Here is a 16,117-nt window from a genome sequence, read left to right on the forward strand (position 1 = left end):
AGCTGACCACACACGCGGGCATTCCTACGTGAGGCACCGCTTCACGCACGCGGGCATATTGACATGAGGCACCTCGGTCGTTGACGAGGTCGCCGAGCTGGATCACGAACGCGGTGTCGAGCGCGTCGCGGCTGTCGCGCACCCAGGTCAGCTGCTGCAGCAGCGCCTGCTTCCCGTCGCTGTAGTTCTGCGTGTCGGGCACCACGACGACCGTGAAGCCCTCGGCGGCGGGGTCGCTCGGCACGGTCGCGCCGCGCTCGCGCCCCTCGAACGCGACGTCGACGCTGCCCCCGTCCGGGTCGCTCGCGGCCACGCTCAGCGTCGGGCTGACGGATGCGGTGGTGCTGCCGTCGGCGGGAGCCACCAGCAGGGGGGCGGCGGGCGGCGCGGCCGAGGCGGCGATCGGCACCGTCAGGCTCAGCACCATCGCGGCGATGACCGCGCAGCCGAAGCTCGTCGTGCGGGAGAGGGGTCGACGCGCGACGGTGTGCTCCAGAACCGGCCCGTGACGCCAAGCGGATCGTGGGAGCGGCTGGGTGGGGCTCCCTGACGCGCATGATCCCACCGGCGCCGGACGGCGACAAGGGGTGCCCGGTAGCCTCGCGGGCATGAGCCCGAACCCCGACGAGCTGCCGTTCGACGTCGACGCCGTGGCGGCGAGCCTGCCGACCGACCAACCCGAGCGCGCAGCCGAGGGCCTGCGCGCCCTGATGGAGCACCCGGGGTTCCGGCAGCTCGTGCAGCAGGTGCAGGCCGGCGAGCTCGGCGACGACGAGCTGCGCGAGGAGGCCACCTCGATCGCGCACGACCTCGCGGCCCGGCAGGAGCTCCGCCGCGACGAGCCGTAGGGCTGGCTACTCCCGCGGCTTCCGCGGCAGCCAGCGCAGCAGCATCCCCGCCCCCGCGACGCACAGCACGGCGAGGCCGCCCGCAGCCCACGCGATCGACGCGACCGAGACCAGCAGCGAGATGAGCAGCGGCGCGGCCGCGCCCCCGAGGTCGACGGTGAGGCGCCAGGCGCCGAGGAACGACGCCGGGTTCTGCCGGTCGGCGAGGTCGGCGCCGAGCGTCATGAGGATGCCGGAGCCGAGCCCGTTGCCGAGCGCGAGCACGATCGCCGCGGCGATGAACCAGGTCGTGGCCGCGTCGAGGTCGTGCGACCCGGCGAGCAGCACGAACGCGATCGCCATGATCGACAGCGACGGCACGACGCTCCACAGTCGGCCGAATCGATCCATCACCCAGCCCGAGACGAAGAACAGCGCGAAGTCGACGCCGCCAGCGATGCCGATCACGAGGCCCGTGGTGACGCCGTCGAGCCCGATCGACACCGCCCACAGCGGCAGCAGCACGCTGCGCGCCGAGCGGGCGAGCGACAGCATCGCCGCCCCCACGCCGACCGTGCCGAGCACGCGCGCGTGCTCGCGCACCACCTGCCACACGCCGGCGCGCTCCGACGCGAGCTCGATCACGCCGGTCGTCGCGGGCGTGCGCTCGAAGACCGACGTCGGGTCGGGCAGCACCACGAGCACGGCGATCGCGATCACCGTGCCGATCGCGCACACGACCCACACGGCGCCGAGCCCGAGCCCGAGCCCGAGCACGGCCGAGCCGATCAGCGGGCCGACGAACATGCCCATGCGGAAGATGCCGCCGAGCGTCGACAGCGCGCGGGCGCGGTAGCGCAGCGGCACGTACGTCGTCATGAACGCGTGGCGGGCGAGCCCGAAGACCGCGTGGCCGAGGCCGAGCACGAAGATCGCGACCCCGAGCATCCACACCTCGCTCGCGACGAAGGCCAGCGCGAGCGCGACGAGCACGAGCAGGCCGGCGCCGATCATCGTCGGGCGCTCGCCGAAGCGCCCCACGACCGCGCCGCCCGGCACGTCGCCCGCGAGCTGGCCGACCGTCAGCATCGCGGCGACGACCGCCGCGACCGCGAGCGACGCGCCCAGGTCGCCGGCGATCAGCGGGATGTAGGGGATGACCGCGCCCTCGCCGATCGCGAACGCGGCGGTGGGCACATAGGCGGCGCCGGCGACCCTGCGCCAGGGGAACCGCTCGGACTGGTCGACGCCGCTCACCATCCGAGCCTACGGCGGATGCGCGGGGCGGCCGGGCGGTCGCTCGTCGGTAGGCTGGGGGGACCATGGCCGATCTCGACATCGCCGGCGACATCGCCGCCCTCCGCTCCACCTTCGCCGACATCAAGGCGGTGGCCGACGTCGACAGGCTCGCCGCCGACATCGAGCGGCTCTCCGAGGAGGCCGGCGCCCCCGACCTCTGGGACGACCCCGACGCCGCCCAGAAGGTCACGAGCCAGCTGAGCCACGCGCAGACCGACCTCAAGCGCATCACCGAGACCGAGTCGCGCATCGACGACCTCGAGGTGCTCGTCGAGATGGCCAACGAGGAGGGCGACGAGGAGACACAGCAGGAGGCCAAGAAGGAGCTCGCCGCGATCCAGCGCATCGTCGCCGACATGGAGATCCAGACGCTCCTCGACGGCGAGTTCGACCCGCTCCCGGCCGTCGTCACGATCCGCGCCGGCGCCGGCGGCGTCGACGCCTCCGACTTCGCCGAGATGCTGCTGCGCATGTACCTGCGCTACGCCGAGCAGCACGGCATGCCCGTCACCGTCTACGAGACGAGCTACGCGGAGGAGGCGGGCATCAAGTCGGCCTCGTTCGAGCTGAGCGCCCCCTACGCCTTCGGCAACATGTCGGTCGAGGCGGGCACGCACCGCTTGGTGCGCATGAGCCCGTTCGGCGCCGCGGGCAAGCGCCAGACCTCGTTCGCGGCCGTCGAGGTCGTGCCGCTCTTCGAGCAGGTCGACGAGGTCGAGGTGCCCGAGAGCGACATCCGCGTCGACGTGTTCCGCTCGTCGGGCCCCGGCGGCCAGAGCGTCAACACCACCGACTCCGCCGTCCGCATCACGCACCTCCCGACCGGCACGGTCGTCTCGATGCAGAACGAGAAGAGCCAGATCCAGAACCGCGCCGCCGCCATGCGCGTGCTGCAGAGCCGCCTGATGCTGCTCAAGCGCGAGGAGGAGGCGGCACGCAAGAAGGAGCTCGCCGGCACCATCAGCGCGAGCTGGGGCGACCAGATGCGCTCCTACGTGCTCGCGCCGTACCAGATGGTCAAGGACCTCCGCACGCTGCACGAGGTCAACAACCCGAGCGCGGTCTTCGACGGCGACCTCGACGGCTTCATCGCCGCCGGCATCCGCTGGCGCAAGCAGCAGCAGCTCGCCGACGACTAGGCCGAGCGGGAGGGGAGCGCCATGACCGAGCCGCAGACAGGCAGCGACTACCTCGCGAGCCTCGACGACGGGCGGGCGGTCGTCCACGACGGCGCGCGCGTCGAGCGCGTCGCCGACCATCCCGCCTTCGCCGGCGCCGCATCCACCATCGCCTCGCTCTACGACCGCCTGCACGGCGATGAGGCGGATGCGCTGACGACGGTCGTCGACGGCGTGCGCACCCATGCGTTCTACGCGATCCCGCGCTCGCACGACGACCTCCGGGGGCAGCGCGACGCGATCCGCGCCTGGCAGCGCACGACGCACGGGTGGATGGGCCGCACGCCCGAGACGCTCGCGTCGGTGCTCACGTCGATGGCCGCGCACGCCTCGTCCTACGGCCGCTTCGCCGACGGCGTGCGCGGCACGCTCGCGCGCGACGCCGCCGCGGTCACGCACTACGCGCAGGCGCTCGTCAACCCGCCCGTCGACCGCGACCTGCCGCCCGACGAGGTCGGCGACATCTTCCTGCACGTCGTGCGCGAGACCGACGAGGGCGTCGTGCTGCGCGGCGCGAAGGCGGTCGTCACCGGCGCCGCGACCGCGCAGCGGCTGCTCGTGTCGCACTTCGGCGGCGAGGTGCAGGACGACGACTTCGCGATCGCCGCGACGGTGCCGGTCGGCGCGCCCGGCATCACGCTCTACACGCGCGGCACGCCCGCGCGCGACGACCAGCCGCTCGCGACGCGCTTCGCCGAGCACGACGCGCTCGTCGTCTTCGACGACGTGCTCGTGCCGTGGGAGGACGTGCTCATCCGCGACGCCGAGACGATGCTCGGCCACAACCGCGGCGCCGTCGGCTGGAACGCGCGGCTGGCCTTCCAGTCGGCGACGCGGCTCGAGGCCAAGCTCGAGTGGATCGCGGGGCTCGCGGTGCGGGCGACGGAGATCATGGGCACGGGCGAGCTGCGCGGCGTGCAGGCGGCGCTCGGCGAGGTCATCGCGCTGCGGCACACGGTCGCGGGGCTGCGCGACGCGATGATCGAGCAGGCGGGGCCGGTCGGCGACGACGACCCTGCCGGGCGCGCCTGGGGACCGGCGGTCGAGCCGGCGCTCGCCTTCTCGGCGCTCGCGCCCGACGCCTACGGCCGCATGCGCGCGCTGCTGCAGACGGCGCTCGCGTCGGGCCTCGCGCACCTGCCGCTGCCCGCCGGCGCGCTCGCCGACCACCCCGATGCGGCGCGGCTGCTGCGCGGCTCCGGCGGGGCGGATGCGTCGGAGCGGCTGGCCGTCTTCGGCGCGCTGTGGGACGCGGTCGCCTCGGGCTTCGGCGCCCGGCACGAGCTCTACGAGCGCAGCCACTGGGGTCAGCCGGAGCGCACCCACGTCGGCATCCTGGGGCACGCCCGCGCGACCGGGCGCCTCGACGCCTGGCGGAACTAGCGCCGCGCCGAGGCGGTGCGCGGCCGCGGGCCGGGCCCGCCCATACCCTCGACAGGCCATGATCCGCTTCGACGAGGTCTCGAAGACCTACTCCCGCAAGGCCCGGCCAGCCCTCGACGGCGTCTCCTTGGAGATCCTCAAGGGCGAGTTCGTCTTCCTCGTCGGCGCCTCCGGTTCCGGCAAGAGCACCCTCATCCGCATGGTGCTGCGCGAGGAGAGCCCCACGAGCGGCGAGGTGCACGTGCTCGGCCAGCGGCTGAAGGCCCTGCCGAGCCGCCGCGTGCCCTTCTTCCGCCGCAACCTCGGCGTCGTCTTCCAGGACTTCCGTCTGCTGAACAACAAGACGGTGTACGAGAACGTCGCGTTCACGCTGCAGGTGATCGGCAAGAGCCGCGGCTTCATCTCGGAGGCGGTGCCCGACGTGCTCAAGATCGTCGGCCTCGCCGGCAAGGCGAGCCGTCTGCCGCACGAGCTCTCGGGCGGCGAGCAGCAGCGCGTGGCGATCGCCCGCGCCGTCGTGAACCGCCCGCCGATCCTGCTCGCCGACGAGCCCACCGGCAACCTCGACCCCTCGACGAGCGCGGGCATCATGGCGCTGCTCGCCCGCATCAACGAGGGCGGCACGACGGTCGTCATGGCCACGCACGAGGCGTCGATCGTCGACGAGCTGCAGAAGCGCGTCGTCGAGCTCGACGCCGGCCGCATCATGCGCGACGAGGCCCACGGTAGCTACCGCCGGCACCTCGAGGAGCTGCGCGTCGACGAGCTCGAGGAGGAGACCGCGTGAGGCTCCAGCTGATCGCCAACGAGGTCTGGAACGGTCTGCGCCGCAACCTCTCGGTCGTCGTCTCGGTCGTGCTCGTCACGTTCATCTCGCTCTCGTTCGTGGGCGCCGCGATCCTGCTGCAGATGCAGATCAACCAGATGAAGGGCTTCTGGTACGACCGGGCGCAGGTGGGGATCTACTTCTGCGGGCCGGTCGACTCGACCGCGACCTGCACGCAGACCGCCGCCACGGAGGAGCAGGTGCAGGCGGTGCGCGACGTGCTCGACAGCGGCGCGATCGAGCCGTACGTCGCCGCAGTCGAGTTCGAGGACCGCCAGCTCGCCTACGAGCACTTCATGGAGCAGTTCGGCGGCACCGCGAGCGCCGAGTTCGCGAGCCCCGAGACCATGAACGAGGCGCTGTGGGTGCGCCCGACCTCGCCGCAGGACGCCGACCTCATCCGGGAGGCGACCTCGGCGCTCCCGGGGGTGCTGGAGGTGCGCGACCAGCGCGCGCTGCTCGAGCCGATCTTCCAGGTGCTCAACACCGCGAGCCTCGCAGCGATCGGCGTGGCTGTGCTCATGCTCGTCGCGGCCGTGCTCCTGATCTCCACGACCATCCGCCTCTCCGCCTTCTCGCGCAAGCGGGAGCTCGGCATCATGCGACTGGTGGGCGCGTCGAACCGGTTCATCCAGACGCCGTTCATCATCGAGGGGGTGGTCGCGGCGCTCATCGGAGCGGTGCTCGCCGCCGGATCGGTGGTCGCCCTCGTGCACTTCTTCCTGCAGGGCTACGTGGCGCCGATGCTGCAGACGATCGCGATCGTCACGATCGACGACGCGCTCGTGGTGGCGCCCGTGCTCGTCGGGATCGGCGTGCTCTTCGCCGGGGTGGCCGCAGCGGTCGCGATCCGGCGGTACCTCAGGATCTGATCGCGCGCTAGACTGGTCGGCTGCCCGTCCGGGCATCCGACGACCGCACACCCCAGGAGCACGCCATGCCTCGCGAACAGGGCCAGAAGGTCGTGGCGCAGAACCGCAAGGCGCGCCACGACTACACGATCGAGGACCGCATCGAGGCGGGCCTCGTGCTCACCGGCACCGAGGTGAAGTCGCTGCGGGCCGGGCGCGCGTCGCTCGTCGACGGCTACGCCTACGTCGACCGCGGCGAGGCATGGCTCGACGCCGTGCACATCCCCGAGTACGGCCAGGGCACCTGGACGAACCACCCGCCGCGCCGCAAGCGCAAGCTGCTGCTGCACCGCGACGAGATCGACAAGCTCGCCGCCAAGGTGGCGCAGGGCGGCTACACGCTCGTGCCGCTGTCGCTCTACTTCTCCGACGGCCGGGCGAAGGTCGAGCTCGCCGTGGCGAAGGGCAAGAAGGAGTACGACAAGCGCCACGCGCTGCGCGAGCGGCAGGACAAGCGCGAGGCCGAGCGGGCGATGCGCACGAGGAACCGTCTCAACGAATAGCGGCACCGGTTCGACATCGCCATGCGCCGACGGGTTGAATGGTCGGCACCGGCAGGATTCACCCAGGGCCCTCCGGTGGAAGGCGAAATGCGAGTCGGCATCCTCACGTCCGGCGGCGACTGCCCCGGACTCAACGCAGTCATCCGCGCTGCCGTGCTCACCGGCATGGTGCACCACGGCCTCGAGTTCGTGGGCTTCCGCGACGGCTACCGCGGCCTCGTCGAGGGCGATGTGCGCGTGCTCAACCGCTCGTCGGTGCGCGGCACGTCGCGCATCGGCGGCACGATCCTCGGCACGAGCCGCACGAACCCCTACGAGGGCCCCAACGGGGGGCCGGTGAAGATCGCCGCGACGCTCGAGCGGCTCGGCATCGACGCGGTGATCGCGATCGGCGGCGAGGGCACCCTCGCGGCGGCCAACCGCCTCGCCGAGGACGGCATCCCGATCGTGGGCGTGCCGAAGACGATCGACAACGACCTCGACGCCACCGACTACACGTTCGGCTTCGACACCGCCGTGCAGATCGCCACGGAGGCGGGCGACCGCCTGCGAACCACCGGCGACTCGCACATGCGCTGCATGGTGCTCGAGGTGATGGGCCGGCACGTCGGCTGGATCGCGCTGCACACCGGCATCGCGACCGGCGCGCACGTCACCCTCATCCCCGAGCAGCCGCGCTCGATCGAGTGGATCTGCGAGTACGTGCAGTCGGTCTACGACCGCCGGCGCGCGCCGCTCGTCGTCGTCTCCGAGGGCTTCAAGCTCGAGGGGATGGAGGAGGAGTACTCGCGCAAGGGGCTCGACGCCTTCAACCGTCCTCGCCTCGGCGGCATCGGCGAGGTCATCGCGCCGATGATCGAGGAGCGCACCGGCATCGAGTCGCGCGCGACCGTGCTCGGCCACATCCAGCGCGGCGGCGCGCCGAGCGGTGCCGACCGGGTGCTCGCGACCCGCTTCGGCCTCGCCGCGATCGACGCGATCACCGATGAGGCGTGGGGCTCGATGGTCTCGCTGCGCGGCACCGACATCGTGCGCGTGCGGATGGCGGATGCGCTCGGCGACCTCAAGCGCGTGCCCGACCACCGCTACCGCGAGGCGGAGCTGCTGTTCGGCTGACGCTTGCCGGGCGACGGCCCGACGCGGTACCATGGTGGGCTGGCCCCGCCAGCGCGCCGGACGCATCCGGCCTTGACAACTCCACAGCGTGCGACTCGCACCCAGCACGGGGATGATCGGTTTCGACATCGTCTCAGTCGCTGCGGGAAGCGGGTAGAGGATGCAGGGTCATCTCTTCAACGCCCCCTGCAAACCCATAGGTGCCAACGCAAAGCGCACCGACTTCGCCCTCGCTGCCTAAGCGAGCCTGAAGTCCGTCAGACCGGAGACGCCCTCGCTCCGGACCCTGGCGTCATGAAGAGGGCTTGCTGCGATGCTGCGTCACAGGGCATCGCGGGACTTTCGCTGTGACTGGGCTCGTCGACCTAGGTGCTCAGGACAAAGGTCGGAGCCGAGCAGAACGCCACCCCTGAGCTGCACCCGGAGAAGCCGCACGGTCCGAGCGTTGGACGGGGGTTCGATTCCCCCCATCTCCACCATCGGTCGAGTCGCACGCTGTGAGAGTCCGTCGCCGCCGCCCCATTACGCTGGGATCATCCGATCCTGCGAGGAGGCAGCGTGAGCGAGTACCGGGTCACCGACCCCTACACCGGCCAGGTCGTCAAGGAGTTCCCGACGGCGACCGACGAGGAGATCCGCGCCGCGATCGAGCGCGCCGACGCGGCGTACGAGCCGTGGCGCACGACGCCGATGGCCGAGCGCGCGGCGATCCTCGGCCGGGCGGCCGACGCGTTCGCGTCGCGCTCGCGGGAGCTCGCCGAGATCATCCGCACCGAGATGGGCAAGCCGCTCGGGCAGGGCATCGCCGAGGCGGAGTTCTCGGGCGAGATCGTGCAGTACTACGTCGACAACGCCGAGGCCTTCCTCGCCGACGAGGTGCTCGAGGTGCGCTCCGGCGTCGACGCGCGCATCCGCAAGTCGGCGCAGGGCGTGATCCTCGGCATCATGCCGTGGAACTTCCCGTACTACCAGGTCGCGCGCTTCGCCTTCCCGAACCTCATGCTCGGCAACACGGTGCTCCTGAAGCACGCGCCGCAGTGCCCGTGGTCGGCCACCGCGATCGCCGAGATCCTCGCCGAGGCGGGCCTGCCGGCCGGCGCGTACGAGAACATCTTCGCGACGAACGAGCAGATCGCCGACATCGTCATCCCCGACCCGCGCGTGCGCGGCGTCTCGCTGACCGGCTCGGAGCGCGCCGGCGCGGCCGTCGCCGAGGTCGCCGGCCGCCACCTCAAGAAGGTCGTGCTCGAGCTCGGCGGCTCCGACCCCTTCGTGGTGCTGTCGGCGGACGACATGGATGCGGTGGTGCAGGCGGCGGTCGACACGCGGCTCGAGAACTCGGGCCAGTCCTGCAACGCGTCGAAGCGCTTCATCGTGCTCGACGAGCTCTACGACGACTTCGCGTCGCGGCTCGGCGCCGCGATCGCCGCGGTGCCGGTGGGGGAGCCCGGCGACGAGGACGCCCTCGTGGGCCCCCTGTCGTCGCAGGCCGCCGCCGAGCGGCTGCGCCAGCAGACGGCGTCGGCCGTCGCCGAGGGCGCCGAGGTGCTCGCCGGCTCGCTCGACGACGGCGGCGACGCCCGCGTCGCCCCCGCGCTGCTCGGCGGTGTGACCGAGCAGATGCAGGCCTACCGCGAGGAGCTCTTCGGGCCCGTCGGCACCGTCTACCGCGCGAAGGACGTCGACGACGCCGTGCGCACCGCGAACGGCACGCCCTTCGGCCTCGGCGCGCGCGTCTGGTGCACCGACCCCGAGCTCGCCCTCGCGGTCGCCGACCGGCTCGACGCCGGCATGGTGTCGATCAACGGCGCCGGCTCCGAGGACGTCGACATGCCCTTCGGCGGCACGAAGCGCTCGGGCTTCGGCCGCGAGCTCGGCCCGCACGGCATGGAGGAGTTCATGAACAAGAAGCTCGTCGTCGGCTGAGCCGGCGCGAGCGCTGCGGGGTCTGCTCAGTCGAGCAGGCCCCGCATCTTCTTGGCGATGATGCCGCCGACCTTCGCGGGCATGAGGCGCGCGAGCCGGTCGAGCGCCCGGGCGTCCTTGCCGATGACGACGCGGGGCGCGCCGGAGGCCACGGCATCGACGATCTGCCGCGCGGCGTCCTCGGGGCTCGTGAGCGAGCCGGCCGACGCCGAGGCATCGGCGGTGCGCCGCATGGTGACGCCCGAGTTGCCGGTGATGTTCGTGCCGACGCCGCCGGGGAAGACGACCGTGACGGCGACCGGTGTGCCCTCGAGCTCGGCGTGCATGCCCTCGGTGAGCAGCTTGACGGCCGCCTTGCTGGCGCCGTACGCCGACTGGCCGGGCACCGGCGCGAGCGCGCCCATGCTCGAGACGTTGACGACAGACGCGGCGGGCCGCGCGCGCAGGAGGGGCAGGAACGCGCTCACGGTGTGCACGACGCCCCAGAAGTTCACCTGCATGACGCGCTCGATCTGCTCGAAGGGCAGCTCGCCGATGCGCTGGAACGGCTGGATGATGCCGGCGACGTTGAGCAGCCCGTCGACCTGGCCGTGCGCGGCGAGCACCGCCTCGGGCAGCGCCTCGACGGCGGCGCGGTCGGCGACGCTGAGCCGGTGCGTGGAGAGCCGTGCGCCCGCGGCGCCGAGCCGTGCGGTCTCGGCGAGGCCCTCCTCGCTCAGGTCGACGGCTGCGACGCGCGCGCCGCGGCGCAGCAGCTGCAGCACGACCTCGCGGCCGATGCCGTTGCCGCCGCCGGTCACGACGAAGGTGCGATCGGTGATCTCCATGGGTCTCCTCCTCGAGTCGGTCGTCAACTAAGTTGACACCTCGAGACGATGCTACGCGATCGCTGCCTGGATCACCGCGCCGTAGCGGCGCACGAGCGCGTCCCGATCGGCGTCGAGCGCCTCGTCGCCCACCGCCCACAGGGCGTAGAGCAGCCCGCCGGCCGCGGCCGCGGCGAGCCGCGCGCGGAGGTCGGCGGCATCGCCGCCGCCCAGCCGCTCGCGCAGCGGCGCCACGAAGCGCTCCTCGTGCGCGTCGCGCAGCCGAGAGCCGATGCCCTCGGCGTCGCTCGCGCGCAGCAGCGCGAGGAAGACGCCCCGGGTGTCCTGGCGGCTGTCGAGCAGCGCGGCGGCGCACCGCTCGCCGAAGGTGCCGAGCGGGCCGTCGAGCGTCGCCCGCCATGCCCGCGCGAGCTCCTCCGACTCCGTGGTGCGCAGGAACAGCGACTCCTTCGAGCCGAAGCGGCGGATGACGACCGCGGGATCGACGTCGGCCGCGGCCGCGATGTCGCGCACGGTCGTCGCGGCGTAGCCGCGGTCGACGAACAGCCGGGCCGCGGCCCGGGCGATCGCGTCGGAGTCGACGGGGGAGCGCGCCACCTCAGACGACGGGGCCGGTCATCGGCCGGCCCTCGGCGGCCCAGCGCAGCGTGCCGCCCTCGACGTTCGCCGCATCGAGCCCCTGCTGCGCGAGGTAGGCGACCACCTGGGCGCTGCGGGCGCCGGAGCGGCAGATGATCGCCGCGCCGTCGGGCACCTCGGCCACGCGGGCGACGATCTCGGTCATCGGGATGTGGATGGCGCCGTCGGCGTGCCCCGCCTGCCACTCGTGCGGCTCGCGCACGTCGACGATCGGCAGGGCTGCGGCCTCGGCGGGCGTGATCTCGCGCATGGATCCGAGGCTACCCAAGGCGCGCGCCGAGGAGCATCATGGCCCCCATGACCGACGTGCGCACAGTGCTCTGGTTCCACGGCCGCATCGAGGAGGCCGCCGAGCTCTACGTCTCGCTCGTGCCGGGCTCGCAGATCACCGACGTGCTGCGGATCCCGGCCGGCGACAACCCATGGCCCGGCGACGCGCCCGCGGGCGAGGCCCTCACGGTCGACCTGACGATCGGCGGCGCCCCCTTCCAGCTGCTGAACGGCGGGCCGCAGTTCCCGCAGTCCGAGGCGGTGTCGATCTCGGTCACCGTCGACGGGCAGGAGGAGGTCGACCGGCTCTGGGACGGGCTGATCGCCGACGGCGGCGCCGAGTCGCAGTGCGGCTGGTGCCGCGACCGCTTCGGCGTCTCGTGGCAGGTCATCCCGAAGCAGCTCGGCGAGCTCATGCAGACGCCGCGCTCAGCGGGGGTCACCCGCGCGATGCTCACGATGCAGAAGCTCGACGTCGCGGCGCTCCAGGCGGCCGCCGCGGGCTGACTCAGGCCGCGACGAGGCCCTGCAGCCGCCACGGCCACCCGCGGCCGGGCAGCACCGGACGCATCCCGCCCTCCTCGAGCGCGCGCAGCATGGCGCTCGGCGCGTGCAGGAAGGAGCGGTAGCGGATGCTGCGGGCGCCCGCGAGCGCGTTCTCGATCGCCGAGACGACGCGCGACGCGGGATCGCGGCTCGGATGCGTGAACGCGAGCCGCCGGCGGCAGCGGCCGGCCGCGGCCGCGAGCAGTCGCCCGGCGTCGGGGTAGCAGCACACGACCCGGTGCAGCACCACGAGGTCGGCCCGCTCGACCGCCTCGGGCTCGGCGGCGAGGTCGACGATGCGCCGCCGCACCCGGTCCGCCACGCCCGCATCGGCGGCGAGCCGCGCCGCCTGCTCGTCGTAGGCCGACGACAGCTCGAGCGTCGTGCAGCGCTCGGCGCCGCGGCGCAGCAGCTCGAGCCCGATCTCGCCCACGCCGCCGCCGATCTCGAGCACCGTCGCGCCGCGCACGCCGTCGGCCGCGAGGAAGTCGACGAGGCGCCGCTCGGCGAGGGTGAGGCCGCGCCGGCGGTAGCGCGCCGCCATCCGCTCGGCGAACGCGGCGTCGAACTCCTCGGCGCACCCGCGCGAGTCGCAGCACTCGGCCATGGCGCCAGTATGCGCGCGCCGCGGCCCGCGCGACAGCCCCTCGCCTCAGCGCGCGAGCCGCTCCAGCAGCGCGTCGTGCAGGCGTCCGTTGGTGGCGAGTGCCGAGCCGTGCCAGGGGCCCGGCTGCCCGTCGACCGAGGTGAAGGTGCCGCCGGCCTCCTGCACGACGGGCACGAGCGCGGCCATGTCGTAGGGCTTCAGGTCGAACTCCGCCACCGCATCCACCTTGCCCTCCGCGAGGAGCATGTAGCTCCACGCGTCGCCGTAGGAGCGGGCGCGCCAGACGTCGCGCTGCAGCGCGACGAGGTCGTCGATCCGGCCCGCGCCGTCCCAGCCCTGGATCGCGTTGTACGACAGCACCGCGTCCGACAGCGCGCCGACGCCCGAGACCCGGATGGGCCGCGGCCGCGCGGGGTCGGTCCAGGCGCCCTGCCCCTCGGCGGCCCACCAGCGCGCGCCGAGCGCGGGGGAGGAGACGACGCCCACGACCGGGCGGCCGTCGACCGCGAGCGCGATGAGCGTCGCCCAGATGGGCGCGCCGCGCAGGAAGTGCGCGGTGCCGTCGATCGGGTCGATGATCCACTGCCGGCTCGCGTCGCCCGAGGTGCCGAACTCCTCGCCGAAGATCGCGTCGTCGGGGCGCTCCTCGGCGAGCAGGGCGCGGATGCGCTGCTCGACCGAGCGGTCGGCGTCGGTGACGTGGGTGGTGTCGGCCTTCGTCGTCACCTCGAGGTCCTGCGCGCCGAAGCGCTCCATCGAGATGGCGTCGGCGGCATCCGCCAGCCGCAGGGCGAGGTCGAGGTCGTCGTCGTAGCCGGTCACGATCCCAGCGTACGGCGGCGCGTCACTCCTGGTGACGCTGCTCGCGCGCGGCGACGAGCGTGCCGAGCATGCGCTGCATCGAGTCGACCCGGCGCGGCTCGAGGCGGCCGTCCGCGGCCGCGATCGCGAGCTCGCAGTACTGCTCGTCGACGAGGTGCGTGCAGCCGCGCGGGCAGTCCTCGGCGACCTCGGCGAGGTCGGGGAAGCCACGCAGCACGTTCGCGGTGGCGACGTGGCCGAGCCCGAAGGAGCGCACGCCCGGGGTGTCGATGATCCAGCCGGAGCCGAGCTTGAACGACACCGTCGACGACGAGGTGTGGCGGCCGCGGCCCGTGACGGCGTTCACATGGCCGACGGCGCGCTTGGCATCCGGCACGAGCGCGTTGACCAGCGTCGACTTGCCGACGCCCGAGTGCCCCACCGCGACGGTCGTGTGGCCGTCGAGCCGCTCGCGGAGCGCCTCGACGGGCGGATCGTCGATCGACGAGCGCCACACCTCGATGTCGAGCCCGGCGAAGTTCGCGAGGAACGGCTCGGGGTCGGCGACATCCGTCTTCGTCACGACCATGATCGGCGTGATGCCGGCGTCGAGCGCGGCGACCAGGTAGCGGTCGACGAGCCGAGGCCGCGGCTCGGGGTCGGCGGCGGCGACGACCATGAGCAGCACGTCGGCGTTCGCGACGATGACCCGCTCGACCACGTCGGTGTCGTCGGCGGAGCGGCGCAGCACGGTCGTGCGCGGCTGGATGCGCACGATGCGGGCGAGCGAGCCCGTCTCGCCGGTCGTGTCGCCCACGACGTCGACGCGGTCGCCGGCGACGATCGCCTGCTTGCGCAGCTCGCGCGCGCGGGCGGCGGTGACGATCGCCTCGTCCTGCTCGTCGATCCGCACCGCGAGCGTGTACCGGCCGCGGTCGACGGCGGTGACGATGCCGGTGACGGCGTCCTCGTGCTCGGGGCGCTGCTTCGATCGCGGCCGGTTGGCCTTCGGGTTCGGGCGCTCGCGCACGCTCGACTCGTCGTACTGCTCGTACGGGTCCTCGTGCTCGGTCATCCAGCTCATGCGCGGCTCACCCCAGCTCTCCCGCGAGCATCGCGGCCCACAGCTCCGGGAACTCCGGGATGGTCTTCGCCGTCGCGCCGATGTCGTCGACCTCGACGCCCGGCACGCGGAGGCCCACGACCGCGCCGGCGGTCGCGATGCGGTGGTCGTCGTAGGCGCGCCACGGGCCGCCGGTCAGCGGGGCCGGGTCCACGCGGATGCCGTCGGGCAGCGCCGTCGCGGTGCCGCCGAGCGCGGCGATGTCGTCGACGAGGGCCTGGATCCGGTCGGTCTCGTGCCCGCGGATGTGGCCGATGCCGGTCACCTCGACCGGGCCCGACGCGAGCGCGCCGAGCGCGACGATGGTCGGCGCGAGCTCGCCCGCGGCGTGCATGTCGAGCGTCGCGCCGGGGATCTCGCCGCCGACGGCCTCGATCGTGAGCGAGCCGTCGGCGACCGACGACGTCGCGCCGAACGGGGCGAGCAGCTCGGGCAGCAGCCGCCCCACCTGCGTCGTCCCGTCCGGCCAGCCGTCGAGCACGACCCGGCCGCCCGCCGCGACCACGGCCGCGAGGAACGGCGCGGCGTTCGACAGGTCGGGCTCGATGCGCTCGTCGAGCGCCCCGATCGGGCCGGGCTCGACCCGCCACGAGGCCTCGCCGACCGCGCGGGCGTCGACGCCGCGCTGCCGCAGCGCCGCGAGCGTCATCTCGATGTGCGGCAGCGACGGCAGCCGCTCGCCCCGGTGGTGCAGCGTGAGGCCCTCGTCGAAGCGGGCGGCGACGAGCAGCAGCGCCGACACGAACTGGCTCGAGGCGCTCGCGTCGATCTCGAGCTCGCCGCCGCGCACCCCGCCCGCGCCGTGCACGGTGAACGGGAGGCGGGGCTCGTCGGCGTCGACCCGCACGCCGAGGCCGCGCAGGCTCTCGATCGTCTGCTCCATGGGGCGCTTCCGCGCGTGCGGGTCGCCGTCGAACGCGACCCGGCCGTCGCCGAGCGCCGCCATGATCGGCAGGAATCGCATCGCCGTGCCGGCGAGTCCGCAGTCGATGGATGCGCCGCCCACGACGGGGCCGGGGGCGACGACGAGGTCGGGGCCGAATCGGCCGTCGCCGGGCGCCTCTCGGATGTCGGCGCCGAGCGCGCGCAGCCCCGCGGTCATGAGCTGCGCGTCGCGGCTGCGCAGCGGCCGGTGCAGCGTCGAGGGCGCGTCGGCGAGGGCCGCCAGCAGCAGCGCGCGGTTCGTGAGGCTCTTCGAGCCGGGCAGCTGCACGCGGGCGTCGAGGCGCGCGGTCGCGGTCGGCGCGGTCCAGGGGCGGGAATGCTCGAGCGGGCTCATCGGTTGCAATCTATCGGTCGGGCAGCGACAGCAGAGGAGGGGCTGGTGGCAGGGAC

18 protein-coding genes and 1 other RNA gene are annotated in these 16,117 nt (G+C 73.3%); 10 read left to right on the forward strand and 9 right to left on the reverse strand.

The window, feature by feature from the left end:
- A partial coding sequence (locus AC1RNL_RS11940) for a hypothetical protein (protein ID WP_492935350.1) occupies positions 1–427 on the reverse strand: 427 nt, incomplete at its 3' end.
- 181 nt (positions 428–608) lie between these two features.
- On the opposite strand from AC1RNL_RS11940, the gene AC1RNL_RS11945 reads away from it, so the two are divergent.
- The gene (locus AC1RNL_RS11945; RefSeq protein WP_128188455.1) at positions 609–848 is read left to right on the forward strand and encodes a hypothetical protein; all 240 of its coding nucleotides are present in this window, start codon (positions 609–611) and stop codon (positions 846–848) included.
- Positions 849–854: 6 nt separating this feature from the next.
- Here AC1RNL_RS11945 and AC1RNL_RS11950 read toward each other — a convergent pair whose 3' ends face one another.
- Positions 855–2,084 carry an MFS transporter gene (locus AC1RNL_RS11950; RefSeq protein WP_492935351.1) on the reverse strand — a complete coding sequence of 410 codons (1,230 nt, stop codon included), beginning with the start codon at positions 2,082–2,084 and terminating at the stop codon, positions 855–857.
- Positions 2,085–2,149: 65 nt separating this feature from the next.
- Here AC1RNL_RS11950 and prfB point away from each other — a divergent pair, with 65 nt between their 5' ends.
- The 8 genes from prfB to AC1RNL_RS11990 all read left to right on the forward strand — a co-directional run bounded on the left by prfB (position 2,150) and on the right by AC1RNL_RS11990 (position 9,969).
- A complete protein-coding gene (prfB, locus tag AC1RNL_RS11955; protein ID WP_128188457.1) occupies positions 2,150–3,265 on the forward strand; it encodes a peptide chain release factor 2 in 1,116 nt (371 codons plus the stop codon).
- A gap of 21 nt (positions 3,266–3,286) precedes the next feature.
- Positions 3,287–4,687 (forward strand): 4-hydroxyphenylacetate 3-hydroxylase N-terminal domain-containing protein, encoded by a 1,401-nt coding sequence (locus AC1RNL_RS11960; RefSeq protein WP_492935352.1) that lies wholly within the window; start codon positions 3,287–3,289, stop codon positions 4,685–4,687.
- Between the two features lie 58 nt (positions 4,688–4,745).
- Positions 4,746–5,474, forward strand: coding sequence for a cell division ATP-binding protein FtsE (gene ftsE, locus AC1RNL_RS11965; RefSeq protein ID WP_128188459.1), 729 nt, complete (start codon positions 4,746–4,748; stop codon positions 5,472–5,474).
- Complete coding sequence (gene ftsX, locus AC1RNL_RS11970) at positions 5,471–6,385, forward strand: permease-like cell division protein FtsX (RefSeq protein WP_128188460.1); 915 nt, start codon at positions 5,471–5,473, stop codon at positions 6,383–6,385. Before ftsE ends, ftsX begins: the two co-directional genes overlap by 4 nt.
- Before the next feature lie 65 nt (positions 6,386–6,450).
- On the forward strand, positions 6,451–6,927 hold the full coding sequence (gene smpB / locus AC1RNL_RS11975) for an SsrA-binding protein SmpB (RefSeq protein ID WP_128188461.1): 477 nt from the start codon (positions 6,451–6,453) through the stop codon (positions 6,925–6,927).
- A gap of 87 nt (positions 6,928–7,014) precedes the next feature.
- Entirely contained in the window at positions 7,015–8,043 is a 1,029-nt protein-coding gene (locus tag AC1RNL_RS11980; protein ID WP_492935353.1) for a 6-phosphofructokinase, read from the forward strand.
- Positions 8,044–8,151: 108 nt separating this feature from the next.
- Positions 8,152–8,522, forward strand: a transfer-messenger RNA (tmRNA) gene (gene ssrA, locus AC1RNL_RS11985).
- Between the two features lie 79 nt (positions 8,523–8,601).
- On the forward strand, positions 8,602–9,969 hold the full coding sequence (locus AC1RNL_RS11990; RefSeq protein ID WP_492935354.1) for an aldehyde dehydrogenase family protein: 1,368 nt from the start codon (positions 8,602–8,604) through the stop codon (positions 9,967–9,969).
- 26 nt (positions 9,970–9,995) lie between these two features.
- On the opposite strand, the gene AC1RNL_RS11995 is transcribed toward AC1RNL_RS11990, so the two are convergent.
- The 3 genes from AC1RNL_RS11995 to AC1RNL_RS12005 are packed head-to-tail and all read right to left on the reverse strand — an operon-like array spanning position 9,996 to position 11,685.
- Positions 9,996–10,796, reverse strand: a complete 801-nt coding sequence (locus tag AC1RNL_RS11995) for an SDR family NAD(P)-dependent oxidoreductase (protein WP_492935355.1) — start codon at positions 10,794–10,796, stop codon at positions 9,996–9,998.
- A 51-nt stretch (positions 10,797–10,847) separates the two neighbouring features.
- A complete protein-coding gene (locus AC1RNL_RS12000) occupies positions 10,848–11,393 on the reverse strand; it encodes a TetR/AcrR family transcriptional regulator (RefSeq protein ID WP_492935356.1) in 546 nt (181 codons plus the stop codon).
- A gap of 1 nt (position 11,394) precedes the next feature.
- On the reverse strand, positions 11,395–11,685 hold the full coding sequence (locus AC1RNL_RS12005; protein ID WP_246991600.1) for a rhodanese-like domain-containing protein: 291 nt from the start codon (positions 11,683–11,685) through the stop codon (positions 11,395–11,397).
- Between the two features lie 47 nt (positions 11,686–11,732).
- Between AC1RNL_RS12005 and AC1RNL_RS12010 the strand changes: the two genes are divergently transcribed.
- Positions 11,733–12,212, forward strand: a complete 480-nt coding sequence (locus AC1RNL_RS12010) for a VOC family protein (RefSeq protein WP_492935357.1) — start codon at positions 11,733–11,735, stop codon at positions 12,210–12,212.
- Position 12,213: 1 nt separating this feature from the next.
- On the opposite strand, the gene AC1RNL_RS12015 is transcribed toward AC1RNL_RS12010, so the two are convergent.
- From AC1RNL_RS12015 to aroA, 4 genes are read right to left on the reverse strand one after another with little or no spacing between them, the layout of a single operon-like run.
- A complete protein-coding gene (locus AC1RNL_RS12015; protein ID WP_492935358.1) occupies positions 12,214–12,858 on the reverse strand; it encodes a methyltransferase domain-containing protein in 645 nt (214 codons plus the stop codon).
- A gap of 45 nt (positions 12,859–12,903) precedes the next feature.
- Entirely contained in the window at positions 12,904–13,680 is a 777-nt protein-coding gene (gene hisN, locus AC1RNL_RS12020) for a histidinol-phosphatase (RefSeq protein WP_492935359.1), read from the reverse strand.
- A 22-nt stretch (positions 13,681–13,702) separates the two neighbouring features.
- Entirely contained in the window at positions 13,703–14,743 is a 1,041-nt protein-coding gene (gene rsgA, locus AC1RNL_RS12025) for a ribosome small subunit-dependent GTPase A (RefSeq protein ID WP_246991592.1), read from the reverse strand.
- 7 nt (positions 14,744–14,750) lie between these two features.
- On the reverse strand, positions 14,751–16,061 hold the full coding sequence (aroA, locus tag AC1RNL_RS12030; RefSeq protein WP_492935360.1) for a 3-phosphoshikimate 1-carboxyvinyltransferase: 1,311 nt from the start codon (positions 16,059–16,061) through the stop codon (positions 14,751–14,753).
- Positions 16,062–16,117: the final 56 nt, after the last annotated feature.

This window comes from Agrococcus sp. GW821-FHT14H11, assembly GCF_058803545.1.